Origin of the sequence: Streptomyces malaysiense (assembly GCF_000980885.2) — a bacterium.
GTDB classification, from domain to species: domain Bacteria; phylum Actinomycetota; class Actinomycetes; order Streptomycetales; family Streptomycetaceae; genus Streptomyces; species Streptomyces malaysiense.
The window spans coordinates 1-16,865 of the sequence record NZ_LBDA02000143.1; the positions used below are offsets into that span (position 1 = coordinate 1).

Sequence of the window (16,865 nt, forward strand, 5' to 3'; positions counted from 1 at the left end):
TTCCCGCACGCCGGGGGAACCTCAACCGACCTCGCTCACGGGCCGCACGGCCGGCGTCTTGCCTGGCTGGCGTCGGACGCGGATTCCATCCCTGCCGGGACGGTCTTTCTGCGCCTGTTCGATGGCGGACAAGAGCACCTGGCCGAGCTCGACCTCCGTGTTCATCCCGCGGAACGCCGCAAGGGCGTCGGCTCCCGGCTCCTCGACTGCGCCGTGGCCACCGCCCGGGACAACGCCCGACGCCGCGTCGTCGCGCAGGCAGAAGCCGGATCGCCCGGCGACCACTTCCTGGCAGCACGCGGTTTCCGGAAGGTCCTTGCCCTGAGGTACACCCGCTTGCCGCTGGCCGACGTGGACACCGCCGCCCTCACCGAGATCATCGAGCGTCCGCATTCCGGCTACCGGCTGATGTCATGGCAGGGAACCGTCCCCGACGACCTCGCCCAGACGTTCGCCGCCTCACGCCGCGCCATGGACGACATGCCCATGGACGACTCCGACTACGGCATCGTGGCCTGGGACGTGGACCGCGTGCGGGCCGCGGCGAAGGCTGTCGAACAGCGTGGCGACCACCTGCACACCGTCGTCGCCATCGACACCTTCAACGGCTCGGTCGCCGGGTTCACCGAACTCGTCATCCCCGGCAACGGCGCAGGTGACGGCCAGCACTACGGCACCGGTGTGCTGCCCGAGCACCGTGGACACGGCCTCGGCCGGTGGATGAAGGCCGAGTCGATCCGACAGGCCCGTAGGGACTATCCGGACCTCGGTGGCCTCCTGACCGACACCGCCGACAGCAACACACACATGAGACAGATCAACGACGGTCTCGGCTACGCACCCACGCACACGACACACCAGCATCAGCTCGACCTCTAGCAGAGAACGGACGGGCCGGACCGGGCCATCACCAGCCCGGCCTGTCCGTGCTTTCGATACACGGCCTCTAGAGGGCGCGATCTCGCGAATGATCACCGCGAGCAGCTCCGCGAAACCCTCCTCGGCGAAGTAGAAGCTCGGCTCCTCCTCGCCTCCAGCAGAGTGCCACCTCCACCACGACGGTGGTGAGGTGGCTGCGGCGAGCCGAAGACGCCACTCGAAAAACGGGCCGTCCAGCAGCACCGCACTCTCACTGGGTACGACGGTGCGGCTCCAGGCCACCCGCCGCCGCAACCTTCAACCGTCCGGGTCGGCGTCAACCTCGATGTGCCCTGCCTGACAAATCCGGCGGAACTCCGCGAACACGCTGCGGATCGGGTTGCCCACCTTGATCACCGGCGAGGCCATCAGGCAGCTGATGGCCGGTACCTGCGGCACCCGCTCGATATCGGCCTGCGACATGACCGCCTCCCCTCCCCGGTGTGTCAGGGGGAGACCACCGGCGCCCGAAAACCGCGCAAGGGCCCGGCGACGGAGTGGCCGTGACCAGTACTTCCGAAACATGCCCTGGCCGCCCTCAGGTCGATCTGGGCGGCCCGCCCGGACGACGCCCCGATCTACGTCATCATGGACGACCTGTCCGCCCACAAGGGCGACACCATCCGGTGCTGGGACGGCAGAGCGCCGCGAACGCGGCCGGGTCCGCGGCGAGAAGGGCATCCGCTGGGGCGGACGAGCGCACAGGGCGGCTTGATCACTTGCTCACGTTCAACGTCGTACAGTCCGCGACCCCCAGTTCGGAGAGCACCACCCGGAGCCGTTCCAGGGCCGCAGCCGTGTCCGAACCCTCCGCGATTTCAAGGTCGAGGTGGCAACGCCCCATGCCACTGCCCGCGCCGGTGACCTCGCCGTCGAGCTCGAACGCCGCCTCCAACGCCTCCTCGACCTCGTCACGATCGATCGGCAGCCCTACGAAGACGATCTCGACGAACACCCCGGTCCTCCCTCTCAACCCGGCGAACCATAGCGGTCACAGCGCGCTGTCGGCGGTGTCCCGCCGAGAGTTGGTGGAGACAGAGGACTCCGTTGGGGCGCCTTGCGCCGAGTTGTCGGCTGTTCCATCCGTTCACGACTCAGCAGCGTTACCCGGGCCTTGAGCACCGGTGAGGGTGCGTGGCGAGGCGTAGAAAACGCGTTCGGCTCGTCCTGCCATTGCTTCGCGCGCGAAAGTGATCAGGTGGTGGCCGACCACCGCCGCACTGATCAGTCCTTCGACGTCACCGGTCCGCAGCGCGACGGACGCCGGCTGCCAGAACTCACGCCGGTAATCGGCGCGCACGCCGCACTGCCACAGCACCCGGCCGACGATCCGCACGCCGCGCTGCAGCGCCCGCGGGCTGCGAGGGTAGGGGGGAGCCTGCTACCGGCAGCCGATCCGGATACGTGTGACGGACCTGGTGGGCGCGCCGACGTACGACGTCTCCTGTTGCGTGACGGCCCGCCAGGGTTGCACTCCAAGCCATTGCGCGCTTGCCCACCGTGCACGAGCTCGTCAGGGAAGTGTGCCGAGGGCCGCCGCGGTGTCCGCGTTCAGGGCGTTGATCTGCTTCTTGGGTATCACCAGAGCGGCAAGCAGGTCGGCATGCGCGGTCCGGGCGTCAGGTGCCGTGGCAGCCGCCGTGCATCTGCCGGCCGAGTTCGCCATCTGCCGCAGATAGGCGCTCCAGTCCGCGGCGGCTTTGGGCCATGGCGGTACCTGGAACGAGCCGGCCTCTCCGACCGCGGCGACCAGGTTCCGGCAGGCCTCCTGGGTGTGTGGGTCCCGGGTGGTCGCGACCCAGTCGGGCTTCTGCGCCTCCGCCCACGGCTTCACCTGCTGGAAGTAGCGGCCAAGAGCGTTGAACGAGGCTGCCCACTGCTCGTGCCCGCCGCCGCTCATCCAGATCGCGAAGCTTTCCTTCTGGATGTCCACGGTGTGGCGGGCGGGCGGGGGCACGTAGTCCGGTGCGCCGATGCTCTCGATGCGGGTGTGCCGCGGCGCCGGCCACACGGCCAGCGCGACGAACACCCCGGCCACGGCCAACAGTCCCAGCCGCGTCGCCGGACCCGGCAGCCCGGCCGCCGCGGGACGCGGCCGGGGCCCGCCGCGCAGCCCGCGGCCGAGGAGGACGCCGCCGACGGTGAGCGCGGAGCCGAGAACGCCGACGTCTCGCAGGGCGCCGAAGGCGACGGAGACGTCACCGGGGCCGGGGCAGCCGCCTGCCGCGAGGGCAAGCGCCGACAGGCAGGAGCCGGCCCGGTGGGCGCCCCACAGTACGAGGCAGCACAGCAGACCGGCGAGCGTGGTGGCGAACAGGGCCGGCATCAGCCGGAAGCGCCGGACGCCGAGCAGGACGGCGGCGCCCGCCTGGACGGCGAGGATGGTGGCGATCTCCCAGCAGAGGAACACCACCGCGTATCCGTCCCCCGCCCGGACCGCCGCGGGCACCGTCAGGTGCGCCCATGCCCGCAGGCCGATGTCGATCACCAGCCACACCAGCGCCGTGACGACCCCGGCGAGGCCTGCCGAACGCACGATCTCGCGTCGGGCAGCCCCCAGGAGCAGAGGGAGGAGCCACAGCAGCGGGGCGGCGTAGACGGTCACCGGCCCGGCGAGCCACAGCAGGACGAAAGGCGCCAGTACGGCCCCGACCACCGCTTGGTCCAGCCCGTTCCCGTGGGCTTGCGACACGTAGCCCAGCCACACAGAGGCGTCCGCCCGCAGGGTCCGTCCGAGCGGCGGAAGGCCGTAGTTGAGAGTGTTCCACCAGCGCAGGCACGCTGTAGTGGCCAGTAGCAGGCCGCCGGCGACGAACAGGCGACGCCGTCGGCCCGTGGTGCCGAGTAACTGCCAGCAGTGCCCGGCCCAATGGCACAGCAGCAGCGTGGCTGCCAGCACCAGGACGGCCAGGACCAGGTCATGCCGGTATCCGGCCGCAGCGAACACTCCGTCCTGGGCGGACGCGTGCCGGAACAGCAAGGCCTGGCGCAGGATGGTCAGGCCGTAGGCCGAGCCCAGGCCGAGGCCGAGGCCGAGGCCCGCACGGGTGTACACACCGCGACCACCCGCACCGGACCGGACGTACGCCGCACCCCGCTGACCGGCCACGACCACCACCACGGCCGTCAGCAGCGTGGCGGCGTCGTGGCTCGCCTGGTAGGCGAACGAGCCGGACGCGGCGTCCAGCGACGCCACCGCCTGATACGCGTAGTCGCCGGCGATCTGCACCGCGAACGCGGCCATGAAGGTTTCCCAGAAACCGGGCCGCAGCAGGCGTCGGGGTTCGTCCAGCAGCCGCGCGCGGGTCACCAGCCGCGGGTGGGTGTGCCACCAGCGGGTGCCGTCCCGCTCGGCCGATGCCATGAAGACCTCACGCAGTACCGCCGGGGCGGTCCACAGCGCGGCACGGGCGTCGGCGTAACCCTCCCGCGCACGGAGCACCGAGACGCGTGTGACGTACACCAGCGCGATCAGGACGACGAAGAACCAGCCCAGTTCGATCAGCTGGGTCAGCAGCAGCCCCACCCCGGCGCGCAGCGGGTTGCGCAGCGGCTGCGTCGTCTGGAGAACCGGATCTGCCAGCGTCGCCAGCACCGGCAGGACGCTAACCAGGACGAACGCCCGCCAGACCGCGAGCGTCAGATAGGTGACGGTCACGTCCCCGTTGCGGATGTGGGCCAGCTCATGGGCGATCACGGCCCTGAACTTCTCCGGGTTCCGTCGCCGCTGCGCCACCAGTCCGGCGCTCAGTGACACTTGCGGTCGGCCGAATCCGCCGAACGCCTGCCCACAAGGGCGCGCGTCGACCGGGTCGAGGAGGAACCGCGGCGCGCGGCCCAGGCCCGCCACGGTCACCAGTTCCTGCAGCTTTTCTCGTAGCGCGGCGGCGTCGGGCGACGGCAGTTCCTCGACCGGCACCAGCCGTGCACGGTGCCTGCGCCACCAGGGCAGGCACGCGAACAGCAGCAGCGCCAGGGTGGCCAGCACGCCCAGGACGACGGCGATCCACAGGAGGTTGGTGAGCCCCAGCTGCCCCAGACACTGTTGGAAGTGCTGTCGTTTGAGCTGGTCCTGCGGCGAGAGCCAGATTCCCATCGGCGGGTAGTAGCCGCTGCGCACAGCGCATTGCGCTTCGGGTAGGCCGTCCGTCGGCCGCCAGGCGGAGATGAGCGTCCCCCACCACGTCCCCGTGACACCGACCACCAGCACGATGAGCGACCCGAACCGCAAGGTCGTACCGGCTGGCGCACTGAACGGTCCCTCGGCCGGGCGCGCCATGTCAGGACGCTTCCGTGCTGTCGCCCGCCGGTGTGCCCGGCACCGCGAGCATGTCCTCGGCCGCCGCGAGCAGCTCGTCCACCAGTTGCCGCGCCCGCTCTTCCGGAAGTCCGAGTTCAGTGGCCCGCAGCACGAGTTGGTCCCGCACCTCGGCGGAGCCCGCCACCGCCTCCCGGTCCCCGGGCGGGCCGTCCGCGGTGCGGTCAGCACGGCGAAGCCTGTTCCAGATCTGCGGCAGTCCACGTCTGCTCCGCTTGAGGATCTCCTCGCTCACGTTCTCCAGCAGCTTGTCGTACAGCGCTTTCGCCAGCGCCAGCGCCACCGGGCTGATCAACGCGACCGCGGCGTCCCACCCCGACGAAATGATCCCGTCCGCATACCGGCGCTCGCGCGGTAACTCGCCGCGACTGACGAACCGCGCTGCCAGCGGCTCGAAGAACACCGACTCCTCCGGCGCCACCGCACCCACGGCGCGTCGCGCGACCTGTGAAACGAACTCCCGCCGAGCCTCTTCCTCGCGCACGATGCTCCCCCCTTCTGGTCTGATCCCCCCCGAAGCTGAGATTGAACCACCAAGCTCAGACATGCGACGAGCATTCCGACATGCGACGAGCATTGAGAAGGTTCGGAGGGAGTCGAAACGGTCAGGCCCCGGGGCGGGCACCTCCCCTGCGTGCGGTGGCCGGCCGATGGCGGGGCCGCCCCTCGCACAAGAGAGCGGGCGGACCGCCGCGGCACGGCGCATCGACCGCAATCAGGGCCACAGTCAAGGAGGGCTACGCCGTCACCAGCCTGACCACCGAGCAGGCCACTGCGGCCCGGATCTCCCGACTCGTCCGCGACCACTGGATGATCGAGGCCCTGCACCACGCTCGCGGCACCACCTGCGCTGAGCTAAGACCCGCCCGCCCAAGCAGACGGCTCGGCCGCTCGCGCGGCTGCGTGTGTGGCGGAAGGCGAGCGCGATCCTCACCTCCGGGGTGGCCGTGATGCGTCGCTGCTGGCCTGCTTCCGCCGCCTTTCCCGCTCGGTTCGGCTGAAAGAACCGGCAAGCCCCGTATCGCCTGGAACGACGAACAGGCCCGCGCCGCCCTCGTCGACGTTCTGGTCACCGACGCACTCAGGCCGCTGGGTCACCTGCCCGGCCAGGAACTGGGCGAGAAAGCGGTCGACGCGGTCGGGGAGGCACCCCGGCCGTCGACCGGCGGCCGGAGGAGCTGCCTTGGCGCCGTGCTGGGGGACCGTCGAGCGCGCGTGGGCGGTCGCCGGAGGTTACGGGGCAGGTTGTCCCCCCGTAGGCCGCTTCCCCGCGTGCGGGCGGACCGGCGGCGGGTCACGAGGCGCAGCCGCGGCGGGCGGGCCGGCCCGGGAGGTACTGGGCCCATTCGTGCGCGGTCAGTCCGCGGTGCAGGGCGTGGCAGATCCTGGTGACGGCCGCGTCCGGATCGCCGGGGGTGACGGGCCACAGCCGTACGGTCCCGTCGTCCTCGCTGTCGGTGGCCAGGGTGCGCCCGTCGGGGCTGAGGAAGACCTGCGGCGAGGAGCGGGGCGTGGCCAGCGTCCGCTGAGCCTGGCCGGTGGCCAGGTCCCACAGCCGCACGGTGCCGTCCGTGCCCCCGGCGGCCGGCAGGCGCCCGTCCGGGCCGAAGGAGACGGACACGACGCTGCTCGTGTGCGTCAACGTGCTGCGCTGCCGTCCGGTGGCGGTGTCCCACAGGCGCACGGTGCCGTCCTCGCCGCCGGTGGCCAGGGTGCGCCCGTCCGGGCCGAAGACCACCGGGCTCGTGCCGGGGGGAACGGTGAGCGTGGCGCGCGTCCGTCCGGTGGCGGTGTCCCACAACTGCTCGGTGTTCTTGGAGGTGGCGGCGGCCAGCGTGCGGCCGTCGGCGCTGAACACCACGGGGCTGTCCAGAACGACGTGGTGTTCGGCGATCCTTGTGAAGCCGCCGCGGGTGTCCCACAGCCGCAGCGGCTGCGTGGTGTTCGTGTCGTGCGTCGGCTCGTCCGCCGTGGCCAGCAGCCGGCCGTCCGGACTGAAGGCCACTGCCCAACCGGCCGGCGCGGTATAGGCGGCGCTCGGCCGTCCGGCCGCGACGTCCCACAGGCGTACGTCGTCCTCCTCGCCGCCTATGGCCAGCGTGTGCCCGCCGCGGACGAACGCCAGGGCCGTCACGGCGTGTCCGAGGCGGGCCGGGGTGGCGCGCAGCCGGCCGGTGGCGGTGTCCCACAGCCGTACGGTGCCGTCCGCGCCGCCGGTGGCCAGGAGCCGCCCGTCCGGGCTGAACACCGGCGCGCAGGTGGAGTCGGGGTCGCCCAGCGTGAGCCGGGGCCGGGGCGGGGCCACGTCCCACAGGCGCACGGTGCCGTTCTCGGCGCCGGTGGCCAGGGTGCGCCCGTCCGGGCTGAACGCGGCCGACACGACCAGGTCCGTGCGTCCGGGCAGGACGGTGCGCCGGCCGCTCGCGGTGTCCACCACGCGGACGGTACGGTCGTCGCGCGCGACGGCCAGGGTCCGTCGGTCAGCGCTGATCGCCACCGCGCTGACGGCCGCGCCCGGGTCGGGCGCCGGGGTGACGGCCGCGGCGGCGTGCGGGTGTCCGGTGGCCGTGTCCCGCAACCGTACGGTCCCGGCCGTGTCCCCCACCGCCAGCAGCCGTCCGTCCCCGCTCAGCGCCACCGCCGCGGCGCCGTCGCCGTACCCCCCGGACACGCCGAGCAGGCGGCGTCCGGGGACGTCCCACAGCCGTAGCGTGCCGGCCTGCTGGTCGAGGGCGGCCGCGGTGCGGCCGTCGGCGCTGAACACGAGCTGCACGCCGCCGGAGGCCACCGGACCGCCCGCCGAGCCCGCCGGTCCGCCACGCAGGGCGGTGAACGAGGAGCGGGTGCGGCCGGTCGCGGTGTCCCGCAGCAGGACCGTGCCGTCGGCCTGGCCGGTGGCCAGGGTGTGCCCGCCGTCGGTGAACGCGACCGGCGCCACGCTCTCCTCGTGCCGGTCGAGGCCGCTTCCCGTGCGCGTGTCGCCCGTGTGCCAGGTCCGCTGCCGGGCTGGTCCGCGGCCTCGCCGACAACCTCGGCGGTCAGCTCGCGTTCGACGACGAGCCCCGCGGCGGCGGCGGGCCCGACGACAGCCTCGCGCAGTTCCGCGGGCGACATCGGGCCGACCAGCACGGTGGCCTCGCGCAGGGCGTGGGCCAGTCCCGCGTGCTCGGCGCAGCGGCCGAAGAAGTCCGCCCGCAAGGCGATCACCACCCGCAGCCGGCTGCCCGGCGCGCACGCCGCCAGCAGGAGGCCGAGGAACGCGCCGCGCTCGCCGGCGTCCGCGCCCAGGGTGAACAGTTCCTCGAACTGGTCGACCAGGACGACGGTGTCCCCTCGCCGGCCGCCGGTTCGAAGGCGCGGGCGTGCGAGGTGGGGCGGGGGCCCGGTGTGAGGATGCGGACGGCCGCCGGACGCCCGCCGGGAACGTCCGGCGCGCGCAGGGCGGGGACGAGCCCGGCGCGCAGCAGCGACGACTTGCCGCTCCCCGACGCGCCGACCACCGCCACCAGGCGCTGGCGGCCCACCGTCGCCGCCAGTTGCGCGGTGAGCGCGGTCCGGCCGAAGAACAGGTCCGCATCGCCGGGTTCGAACCGGCGCATCCCCCGGTAGGGCGGTTCGGCGCCGTCCTGGTCGGCGCGGGGCTCCGCCGCGATCTCGCGGGCAGTCAGCCGCCACCGCCGCTCCCACTCGGCCACGTCGCCGTCGCAGGCCCGCACGTAGGCCAGCACGGTGGGGAGCGTGGGCAGGCGCTCGCCGGCCGCCGCCTGTGACAGGGTGCTGGCCCCGGCTCCGGTGAGGGCGGCCATCCGCCGGTAGGTCGGATTGCCCGCCTCCCCGCGCAGCTTGCGCAGTTCGTACGCCAGGCGCTGTAACGGCCCCTCACCCGGGTCCAGCGGTCGCTCGGGTCGTCCCGCCACCGCCCCCACCTCCCCTTCACTCCCTGCGCCGCGCCGCGCCGTGCGGCAGCGCCCCGCCGGTCGGGCCGCGCGCCGCCGCACGACGCGGCCGGATGGTCCGCCGCCCACCCAAACGGCCTCCGCCGCCCACCTGTACGGCCTCCGCCGCCCACCTGTACGGCCTCCGCCGACCTCCGCCGGTTAGCGACGACGTGGACCGCCTCGCCGGTTCCCGCCACCCGCCCATTGATCCGCCTGGTCAAAGGGGCCTGCCATTCAATTCCGGCCGCGGTGGACTCGATTGCGAGGCGCCGGCACCCCGCCTCGGGGGCCGCGCCCGACCTCCGGCACGAAGACACGAAGACACGAAGAAGGGGAACACTCGCCATGAAGACCACCAAGCGCGCCGCGCTCGCCCTGGCCGCCGCCGTGTGCGGTGCCGCGGTCGTCTCCGGAACGGCCGCGCAGGCCGTCGAAGCGCCCGCGCACCACTCCGGCGCCGCCGCGCCCCACTCGTCCGTGCGGCCCGACGCGGCCCGCACCCCCGCCACCGCGGCCGTCAGGGCTGTCGACCACTACAAGTACTTCAGCTGCGGCGGCGGCCAGGTCAAGGTGTGGTACCGCGACTACGACAACAACCGCACGATGCTGCGCGAGACGTACCTGCGCGACAAGGAGGGCCTGAAGTTCATGACGGCCTCTGCGATCTGGCGCGCGGACGGCGGCAGGACCACGATCCAGAAGCTCAGCATGGAGGCGCGCAGCTTCCCGCGGGTCTACGACTCGCAGACCAAGGACGTGGCCATCGCCAAGCGTCGGCACCCGTACGTGAAGGTCACGATCCACACGGTCTTCGACTCCTGCCACGGCTACATCCACCTGTACTGACCGCCGGCGGGACGGGCGGGGCCGCCACCGGCGGGCGGCCCCGCCCTGCCGGGCTCCGGTTCCGGACTTCGGGTGCCGGCTCCGGCTCCCGTGGGGGTGACGCCCGAACGCCCGGGCCGGAGGATGCCCGGCCCTGGGCTGTTCGCCTTCGCGCGGGGCGGCGGGGCGGCGGGGCGGCCCGATCGGGCCGCCCCGCGGTGTCCGCCCCGGGTCAGGGCAGGTTCCACTGCTGGGCGCTCATGCCGTTGCGGTCCCAGATCTGGAGTTGGCCGGCCGTCGTCAGGCACCCGTTGGACTGCGGCTGCAGACCTGCGCACCGGTACCGTTGCAGTCGTAGAGGTCGACGGTGGTGCCGTCGGCGGTGCCGGCGCCGTTGACGTCGAGGCACTTGCCCAGGACCTGGAGGGCCCGCCGGCCTGGTCGGGCGTGGCCACGTTCGTACGGGAGATGCCTGACTGGTTCGGCCTGGACCGCACCGCAATGCCAAGAGCACGCGCCGTACGCCGCTCCGGAAAAGGACACCCGCCGGCAGCAACTAGTGCCGCATCAGGCAGCGTTCGCCCCGTTCACGGTCGAGCGTGGCTCGCGGCACGTAGTCTCGAGGGATGCACTCGCATCTGAGCTTCGAGAACCCGTCCGCGCTGTCTCACGAGGCGGTGGCGGAGGTGTTGGAGCGGGCCCTGCGCGACCGTTCGGCGGAGGGCGAGGCAGCAAGCGTCCTGGTCGGGACCGCGTTGAACGACGACGATCAGGTGTTCGTCGAGCACTGGTGTCTGGAGGTCGGGACGCGGGCCGTTCCGGGAAGCTCTCTGCTGGGGCTGGCGGGCCTGTGCCTGGGACACGCCGCTCGGCGTTTCGGACGTCTGGGCGATGGGGCTCTTGCGTTGGCGCAGTCGCTTGCGGCCCGTGCTGAGGCGGACCCCTCGGACGTGGACGGTCGGGCTCTCGACGGATATGACGACGTCCGGAGCTTCCTGCATCTGTGGTGAGGCGTCCACGGGTGTGGCCAGGCGGCGTTCGCCCTGCTCACGATGGCAGTGAGGCGCTTGTCGGTGGCGTGCTTGTTTCGCCAGATGATGTAGCGGTGGATCATGCTGCCCCGGGCCTTGTGGCCGGGGTGGTCGGTGCCGTCGAGGGTGAAGTAGCGCAGGGCGGTGAACCGGGCCTCGATCCGGTCCAGCCATGAGGAGTCGGTCGGGGTGTGGCTGCCCCTTCGCCGTTACCCACTCCGGCGACACCAAGGGCGAACCTCCGTTGTCGGTGGCATGGATCAACGTCCGTGCTCGCCGTTGACAGGAGGAGCCGTGGACCCACGGACAGGCTGGTCGGGAGTCCGGGAACGTGTAATCGCGATGGTCGAGGCCCGGTGTCGGACACGCGGCTGGGGGTCTCCTCAGCACCCCGTCTTCGAGCCGGTCCTGACTGCCGCGGAGATCGCTGAGGTCGAGGCCCGATACGGAGTCGAACTCCCCAAGGAGTACCGCACCTTCTTGGCGGAGGTCGGCGCGGGCGGACCCGGACCCTTCGTCGATGTACACGGAAACCGCCACAACTTCCACACTTGGTATCTCGGATGGCTCGAGCGAAGCGGGAGGGAAGCCCTGGGATCCTGGGTCGACGGTCCTGGCCCGCAGTAGCTCACAGGTCGGCGGCCCCGATGTCCGGCCCACTCCGGCATCCGTCCCCGACCCACCGCTCCGTTCGACCTGGGCGGCCACACGATCGGAAGAGAAACAACCACTCACCGACACGGTGATCGGGGTCGAGCCATACCCGATCCGCCGTCCGGAGACCAAGCTCCTCCTCGGCGTCCGCCGGGACGGCACCAAGGAGCTGCTCGCGCTGGCCGAGGGACTGCGGGAAGCCACCGAGTCGTGGGCCGACCTGCTGCGCGACTGCCGCCGCCGCAGCATGCGCGACCCCGAACTCGTCATCGGCGACGGTGCGATGGGCCTGTGGAAAGCCCTGATCGAGGTGTTCCCGACCGCTCGGCACCAGCGCTGCTGGGTCCATGAAGCCCGTAACGCGACGAACTGCCTTCCGAAGTCCGCACAGCCGGGCGCGACGAAGGCAATTCAGGAGATCTACAACGCAGAGGGCAGGGCCCCGCCGAGAAGGCGATCGAGGCGCTCTCCCGCACTTGCGGCACGCAGTGGCCCAAGGCCGTCGCGAAGATCACCGACGACCGGGCCGGGCTGCTCGCGTTCTACGACTTCCCGGCCGAGCACTGGGTCCACCTGCGGACCACGAAACCCATCGAGTCGACCTTCTCCACCGTCAAGCTCCGGACCAAGGTCGCCCGAGGCGCCGGCAGCCCGGCCGTAGCCCTGGCCATGGTGTTCAAGCTCGTCGAATCCGCCCAGGCCCGCCGGCGGGCGATCACCGGAGCCCACCTGGTCCCACTCGTCCGGGCGGGGCCCGGTTCGAGAAGCGGCCTGCTGGTCGAACGCACCGAAAGCCACGCGGCCTGAGGAGAATGCCCAGATGACCGACTCCGGCACCTACGGCACGAACTCCTACACGGCCAAGGAGTTGGCCGGCCTGCTCGCCGACCGACTCGACGTGACCTTCACCGAACGCGAAAGCGACTACCTCGGCGTCTACTTCCTGGCCACCCGCGCCGACACGACCCGCCTCCGGGTCCAGCCGAACGCCATTCCCGGCGACGACGGGGAAGAGGATCCCTACGACGACGAGCACCCCGACGTGTCGGTACTCCTGCTCATCACCTCGCCGGCCGCCGCCGAGCCTCTCGACGACGAGCTCTCGGCGGTCGGAGGACTCACCAGGCTCCGATCAACGTGAAGCTGAGCAACTCCCGATCCACAAGTCCTGACTGTTGCCCCGCATGCCGCCGGCTGCCCCGTCACGCCTGGTCATCCGGCTGACAAGGACGGCTGCCTGTCACTGCACAGTGATCCTTGCCCTCCCTTTCACACCTGGGTCCGGATGGGACAAGATGCGTACCCGTGACCACCGCTCTCTCCGACGAGACCACTACCGCCGAGCCCTGCCCTGCCTGCGGCTCCGCCCTGACCAGCGACCCCCGCTTCACGCAGTGGTGTCAGACCTGCAAATGGAACGCGTATCCCGCTGCCACGAAAGCCAGGAAACGAGGCGACCGCTTCCAGCGCAAACTCAACCGCGCTGCTGAGGAGCGGCTCTACCGCCGGATCACCCAAGGGGGCGCAGAGCTTCGCTCCCTTGACGGGAGCTGGATCGCTGCCTTCGCACTGTCCGGCGTCGTCCACTTGGTGACGGTGGCCCTGATAGGGGTCGGTATAGCCCTGCTCACGGTGCCGACCTGGCCGCTGCGCCTGCTCGGCGGGTTTCTGCTCGCGCTCGCCTACCTTCTCCGGCCACGTTTTGGTCCCAGCCGTAAGGCACGGCGGCGTATGCGCGTCGTGAACCGCGACGACGCCCCTTCCCTCTATGCGCTCAGCACGCGTGTTGCCGCGGAACTGGGGACGGACCCGCCCAGCATGATCGTGGTGGACGGCCGGTACAACGCTTCGTACCGCCGAATCGGCTTGCGCCGCCGCCCGGTACTGACGTTGGGGCTACCGCTTTGGGAGACGCTCAGCCCCGTGCAGCGTCTCGCACTGATCGGACACGAACTGGGCCACGGCGCCAATGGCGACGTCCGCAGAAGCATGTGGGTCGGCACGGCGCTGCGCAGCCTGGAGGAGTGGTACCACCTCTTCCGTCCCGGTAGCACCCGCAGGCGGCACCTGTACGCGCACCGGAACCGTGGGGGCGGCGCCGCCCACGGAGCCGAAATGATCACGGCTGTCCTTCTGGGCGTGTTCGCGGAACTCACCCTGCTGGCACACTGGCTGCTTTCGCGGCTCACCGCGATGTCCGGTCGGCGTGCCGAGTACCTGGCCGACGAGATGGCTGCTCGCCTCGCCGGCCGGGAGGCCACCGCTGATCTCCTTCGCGCGCTCACCGTGGCCAACGCCGTGTCGCTCGTCCGTCAAAAGCGCCGGCTGGCCACCGGAACCGGTCGTGGTGCAGCGGTCGGGCAGGCATCGTCGGCCGATCTCTGGACAGACCTGCGCGCGTACGTCGATTCCATCCCCGACAGCGAGCGCACCCGCCGCCTCCTCGTCTCCGAGCTCGACGATTCTGCCGTGGACACCACCCACCCGCCCACGCACCTGCGGCTGGCCTTCGTTCGTCAGCTGCCACCCACCGAGCCCGCGATCGTCCTCGCAGCAACGGAAATGGCCGCCGTCGACGAGGAGCTCGCCTTCTTGCGCGCCGCCGTCGCCGAGCAGCTTTCCTCGTGAAGCGACCGGCCAGAGCGCTGCCCCGCAGCTGCCCCCTCATGGCTCCGAGGTTCGACGGACGTCGTCGCAATAGAGACGCCGGGGTGAAGCGTCTGAGGGCAACCGAGCCCCGCAGGACGCGCAGAAGCGAACGCGGACCATGTCTCCAGTGTCACTCGCCACCGCCCCCCGTTACCTTTTTCGTGGCTCCGCAATGGGGCTACCGGCCTTCGGGTCCGGCATGACTTCCCCCCCTTGTTGTTCATGATCCGGGGGGTGGTGTCACCGGGTCCGGAGGCATCGACGGACCGCTGATGAGGGGCTTGAGCACCGGCTTCACCCGAGCCGGAAGAGCTCTCCGTAACGTGGATGTGGCAGCTCGGTGCCCTGGCAAGGCCGGACGAAAGCGTGATGGAGGGGCCTGCACGTGATCGACACCGGCGACATCGACGTCTTCCTCGGCCTGGACGTCGGCAAGGGCGAACACCACGCCACCGCCGTCACACCGGCCGGGAAGAAGGCGTTCGACAAGCGCCTGCCCAACACCGAACCCAAGCTCCGAGAGCTGTTCGCGAAGCTGCAGGCCAAGCACGGGACGGTGCTGGTCGTGGTCGATCAGCCGGCCTCGATCGGCGCCCTGCCGCTGGCGGTCGCGAGGGGCATGGGCTGCCCGGTCGCCTATCTGCCGGGGCTGACGATGCGGCGGATTGCCGACCTCTACCCAGGTGAGGCGAAGACGGACGCGAAGGACGCGTTCATCATCGCAGACGCGGCCCGCGCTATGCCGCACACGCTGCGGGCGATCGACGGCGAGGACGAGACGATCGCCGAGCTGGAGATGATCGTGGGCTTCGACGACGACCTCGCAGGGGAAGCGACCAGAGTCGCGAACCGGCTGCACGGCCTGCTGACCCAGATCCATCCGTCGCTGGAGCGGGTGCTGGGGCCGCGGTTGCAACACCCGGCCATCCTCACGCTGCTGGAACGGTTCGGCTCCCCGGACCAGATACGCAAGGCCGGGCGTCGGCGCCTGGTCACGCTGCTGCGGCCGAAGGCCCCGCGGATGGCCGAGCGCCTGGTCGAGGACATCTTCACCGCTCTGGACGAGCAGACCGTCACCGTTCCGGGGACTGCCGCGGCAGCGCTCATCGTCCCAAGCCTGGCCGGCTCGCTGACGGCCGTGCTTGACCAGCGCAAGCTGCTGGCCGGGCGGATCGAGGAACTCCTGGAGGCTCACCCTCTTTCGAAGGTCCTGACGTCCATGCCGGGCATCGGCGTCAGGACCGGAGCCAGGATCCTGATCGAGGTCGGCGACGGAAGCACTTTTCCGACCGCCGGCCACCTCGCCGCCTACGCCGGACTCGCCCCAGCGACCCGAAGTTCAGGGTCGTCAATCCGAGGCGAACAGCCCTCCCGGAGAGGAAACAAGCAGCTCAAACGGGCTTTCTTCCTCTCCGCGTTCGCGGCCCTGGGGGACCCGGCATCGCGGACCTACTACGACAAGAAGATCGCCCAGGGCAAGCACCACACCCAGGCCCTGCTCTGTCTCGCCCGCCGCAGGGCCGACGTCCTGTTCGCGATGCTCCGCGACGGAACCTTCTACGAACCCCAACCCGCGCGATCAGCATGAACAAACACCATGCCGAGAGACTTCACGAACCTGGATGACCTGCGAACTCTCGGTACTCGTCCACGAGCCGGAAGAAGGCGTCAAGCGGAGGTTCGCCAGGAAAATTCTCCATGACCGCAGCGTCCCACCCGGTCGCCATCGACCATCCACGGGTCCTGCTTAGCCAGGAGGCAAACCCTCCACTTCCACGGTGGAACTCGAACGCCTCATCAACATCGTGGACCTGAAGCGCGAGGTGATACCCGAACATCATCACCGCCAGTTCCTGCAACGAGCCGTTACGCACCCATGCGTTCGGCCGCTGCCGAACGGCATCCAGCAAGTCATAGACGTCCCGCCACTCCTCGACGGCCCGCGGCTTCGGCCCTCCACCCGACGCCCCCACCACATTCCCTTCCCCAGCTGACATCACCAGCAAGCTAACCCGCCACCTTGACGAACTGCATAGGGGCACCCCCCCCGCGACGCTCGGCGGTCCGATTTCGGTGGCAAACGATCCAGGTCCGGTGTCACCGGACAAGGGCGGTGTCCTCCCCACGCTCCTGGGGTCCGGCTCGGCTGGACGTTCAGGGGGTGGGCGGGGCGATGGTTCGATGCCCGTGGGCGTGGATGAGCGCGACGCGGTGCTCGGGCGGGGTGTCGACCAAGCCCTGGCAGACGTCGTTGCGCAGGTTCATGCCGCGGCTCCAGTCCCGGGGATACCCGGCGGCCGGCATGCTGCGGATGAGTCCGCCCATCTGGTCGACGGTCGGACTGGCCCTTGGCCACGGACACGATCGGGATCCGGGGGCGCAGGAGCTGTCTGAGGATCTGGTCGACCTGGGGCAGGGCGATGTACACGGGCGCGTCGAGTTGGCCCAGCCAGAAGTACCCGAAGGCATCAGCCAGGATCCGGGCGCGCGGCGGCGGCAGGACGGTCTCGTGGACGGGGCGGAACAAGCCGC

15 protein-coding genes and 5 pseudogenes are annotated in these 16,865 nt (G+C 71.0%); 10 read left to right on the forward strand and 10 right to left on the reverse strand.

Annotated elements, in window-relative coordinates; all coding sequences use genetic code 11:
* Nucleotides 1-879, forward strand: an 879-nt coding sequence (locus tag VT52_RS34275) for a GNAT family N-acetyltransferase (RefSeq protein WP_071387755.1), incomplete at its 5' end; no start/stop codon positions are given.
* A 297-nt stretch (nucleotides 880-1,176) separates the two neighbouring features.
* Here the strand turns inward: VT52_RS34275 and VT52_RS38335 are convergent.
* Nucleotides 1,177-1,341 (reverse strand): hypothetical protein, encoded by a 165-nt coding sequence (locus VT52_RS38335; protein ID WP_167377774.1) that lies wholly within the window; start codon nucleotides 1,339-1,341, stop codon nucleotides 1,177-1,179.
* Nucleotides 1,342-1,440: 99 nt separating this feature from the next.
* Here VT52_RS38335 and VT52_RS39855 point away from each other — a divergent pair.
* Nucleotides 1,441-1,551, forward strand: a pseudogene (locus VT52_RS39855) (IS630 family transposase); the annotation flags it as partial.
* Between the two features lie 82 nt (nucleotides 1,552-1,633).
* Here VT52_RS39855 and VT52_RS34280 read toward each other — a convergent pair.
* From VT52_RS34280 to VT52_RS39270, 6 genes and pseudogenes are all read right to left on the reverse strand, one after another.
* On the reverse strand, nucleotides 1,634-1,873 hold the full coding sequence (locus VT52_RS34280) for a hypothetical protein (protein ID WP_046423896.1): 240 nt from the start codon (nucleotides 1,871-1,873) through the stop codon (nucleotides 1,634-1,636).
* 132 nt (nucleotides 1,874-2,005) lie between these two features.
* Nucleotides 2,006-2,269: pseudogene (locus VT52_RS36515) on the reverse strand (DUF4070 domain-containing protein); the annotation flags it as partial.
* Between the two features lie 162 nt (nucleotides 2,270-2,431).
* Nucleotides 2,432-5,014, reverse strand: coding sequence for a M48 family metalloprotease (locus tag VT52_RS34285; RefSeq protein WP_167377776.1), 2,583 nt, complete (start codon nucleotides 5,012-5,014; stop codon nucleotides 2,432-2,434).
* A 184-nt stretch (nucleotides 5,015-5,198) separates the two neighbouring features.
* A complete protein-coding gene (locus VT52_RS34290; protein WP_046423900.1) occupies nucleotides 5,199-5,720 on the reverse strand; it encodes a hypothetical protein in 522 nt (173 codons plus the stop codon).
* A gap of 810 nt (nucleotides 5,721-6,530) precedes the next feature.
* Nucleotides 6,531-8,174 (reverse strand): WD40 repeat domain-containing protein, encoded by a 1,644-nt coding sequence (locus tag VT52_RS34295; protein WP_053055580.1) that lies wholly within the window; start codon nucleotides 8,172-8,174, stop codon nucleotides 6,531-6,533.
* 119 nt (nucleotides 8,175-8,293) lie between these two features.
* A pseudogene (locus VT52_RS39270) lies at nucleotides 8,294-9,042 on the reverse strand (nSTAND1 domain-containing NTPase); the annotation flags it as partial.
* Between the two features lie 477 nt (nucleotides 9,043-9,519).
* Here VT52_RS39270 and VT52_RS37430 point away from each other — a divergent pair.
* Nucleotides 9,520-10,020 (forward strand): hypothetical protein, encoded by a 501-nt coding sequence (locus tag VT52_RS37430; RefSeq protein ID WP_046429031.1) that lies wholly within the window; start codon nucleotides 9,520-9,522, stop codon nucleotides 10,018-10,020.
* A gap of 605 nt (nucleotides 10,021-10,625) precedes the next feature.
* Nucleotides 10,626-11,009: a hypothetical protein gene (locus VT52_RS34310; protein ID WP_240510011.1), complete on the forward strand. Its 384-nt coding sequence runs from the start codon at nucleotides 10,626-10,628 to the stop codon at nucleotides 11,007-11,009.
* A 20-nt stretch (nucleotides 11,010-11,029) separates the two neighbouring features.
* Here VT52_RS34310 and VT52_RS39615 read toward each other — a convergent pair.
* Nucleotides 11,030-11,227: pseudogene (locus VT52_RS39615) on the reverse strand (IS630 family transposase); the annotation flags it as partial.
* Nucleotides 11,228-11,372: 145 nt separating this feature from the next.
* Here VT52_RS39615 and VT52_RS34315 point away from each other — a divergent pair.
* The 5 genes and pseudogenes from VT52_RS34315 to VT52_RS34340 all read left to right on the forward strand — a co-directional run bounded on the left by VT52_RS34315 (nucleotide 11,373) and on the right by VT52_RS34340 (nucleotide 15,921).
* Entirely contained in the window at nucleotides 11,373-11,657 is a 285-nt protein-coding gene (locus VT52_RS34315) for an SMI1/KNR4 family protein (protein WP_053055723.1), read from the forward strand.
* A gap of 160 nt (nucleotides 11,658-11,817) precedes the next feature.
* Nucleotides 11,818-12,491, forward strand: a pseudogene (locus tag VT52_RS36550) (IS256 family transposase); the annotation flags it as partial.
* A 13-nt stretch (nucleotides 12,492-12,504) separates the two neighbouring features.
* Nucleotides 12,505-12,825, forward strand: a complete 321-nt coding sequence (locus VT52_RS34330; RefSeq protein ID WP_046429477.1) for a hypothetical protein — start codon at nucleotides 12,505-12,507, stop codon at nucleotides 12,823-12,825.
* A gap of 164 nt (nucleotides 12,826-12,989) precedes the next feature.
* Nucleotides 12,990-14,312, forward strand: coding sequence for a M48 family metalloprotease (locus VT52_RS34335; RefSeq protein WP_046429293.1), 1,323 nt, complete (start codon nucleotides 12,990-12,992; stop codon nucleotides 14,310-14,312).
* Nucleotides 14,313-14,718: 406 nt separating this feature from the next.
* Complete coding sequence (locus VT52_RS34340; RefSeq protein WP_039648653.1) at nucleotides 14,719-15,921, forward strand: IS110 family RNA-guided transposase; 1,203 nt, start codon at nucleotides 14,719-14,721, stop codon at nucleotides 15,919-15,921.
* A 22-nt stretch (nucleotides 15,922-15,943) separates the two neighbouring features.
* Here VT52_RS34340 and VT52_RS39275 read toward each other — a convergent pair whose 3' ends face one another.
* Both VT52_RS39275 and VT52_RS38340 read right to left on the reverse strand, forming a co-directional pair.
* On the reverse strand, nucleotides 15,944-16,330 hold the full coding sequence (locus tag VT52_RS39275; RefSeq protein WP_240510012.1) for a hypothetical protein: 387 nt from the start codon (nucleotides 16,328-16,330) through the stop codon (nucleotides 15,944-15,946).
* A 157-nt stretch (nucleotides 16,331-16,487) separates the two neighbouring features.
* Entirely contained in the window at nucleotides 16,488-16,658 is a 171-nt protein-coding gene (locus VT52_RS38340; RefSeq protein WP_167377777.1) for a hypothetical protein, read from the reverse strand.
* On the opposite strand from VT52_RS38340, the gene VT52_RS38560 reads away from it, so the two are divergent.
* Nucleotides 16,645-16,865: hypothetical protein (locus VT52_RS38560; protein WP_206306693.1), on the forward strand; the 221-nt coding region annotated here is incomplete at its 3' end. The genes VT52_RS38340 and VT52_RS38560 overlap by 14 nt on opposite strands.

What these genes read in the sequence shown, in the direction of transcription:
- VT52_RS38335 (WP_167377774.1), bottom strand. Translation starts at nt 1,341, where the DNA reads ATGTCGCAGGCCGATATCGAGCGGGTGCCGCAGGTACCGGCCATCAGC.
- VT52_RS34285 (WP_167377776.1), bottom strand. Translation starts at nt 5,014, where the DNA reads ATGGGAATCTGGCTCTCGCCGCAGGACCAGCTCAAACGACAGCACTTC.
- VT52_RS37430 (WP_046429031.1), top strand. Translation starts at nt 9,520, where the DNA reads ATGAAGACCACCAAGCGCGCCGCGCTCGCCCTGGCCGCCGCCGTGTGC.
- VT52_RS34310 (WP_240510011.1), top strand. Translation starts at nt 10,626, where the DNA reads ATGCACTCGCATCTGAGCTTCGAGAACCCGTCCGCGCTGTCTCACGAG.
- VT52_RS34315 (WP_053055723.1), top strand. Translation starts at nt 11,373, where the DNA reads ATGGTCGAGGCCCGGTGTCGGACACGCGGCTGGGGGTCTCCTCAGCAC.
- VT52_RS34330 (WP_046429477.1), top strand. Translation starts at nt 12,505, where the DNA reads ATGACCGACTCCGGCACCTACGGCACGAACTCCTACACGGCCAAGGAG.
- VT52_RS39275 (WP_240510012.1), bottom strand. Translation starts at nt 16,330, where the DNA reads ATGTCAGCTGGGGAAGGGAATGTGGTGGGGGCGTCGGGTGGAGGGCCG.
- VT52_RS38340 (WP_167377777.1), bottom strand. Translation starts at nt 16,658, where the DNA reads ATGGGCGGACTCATCCGCAGCATGCCGGCCGCCGGGTATCCCCGGGAC.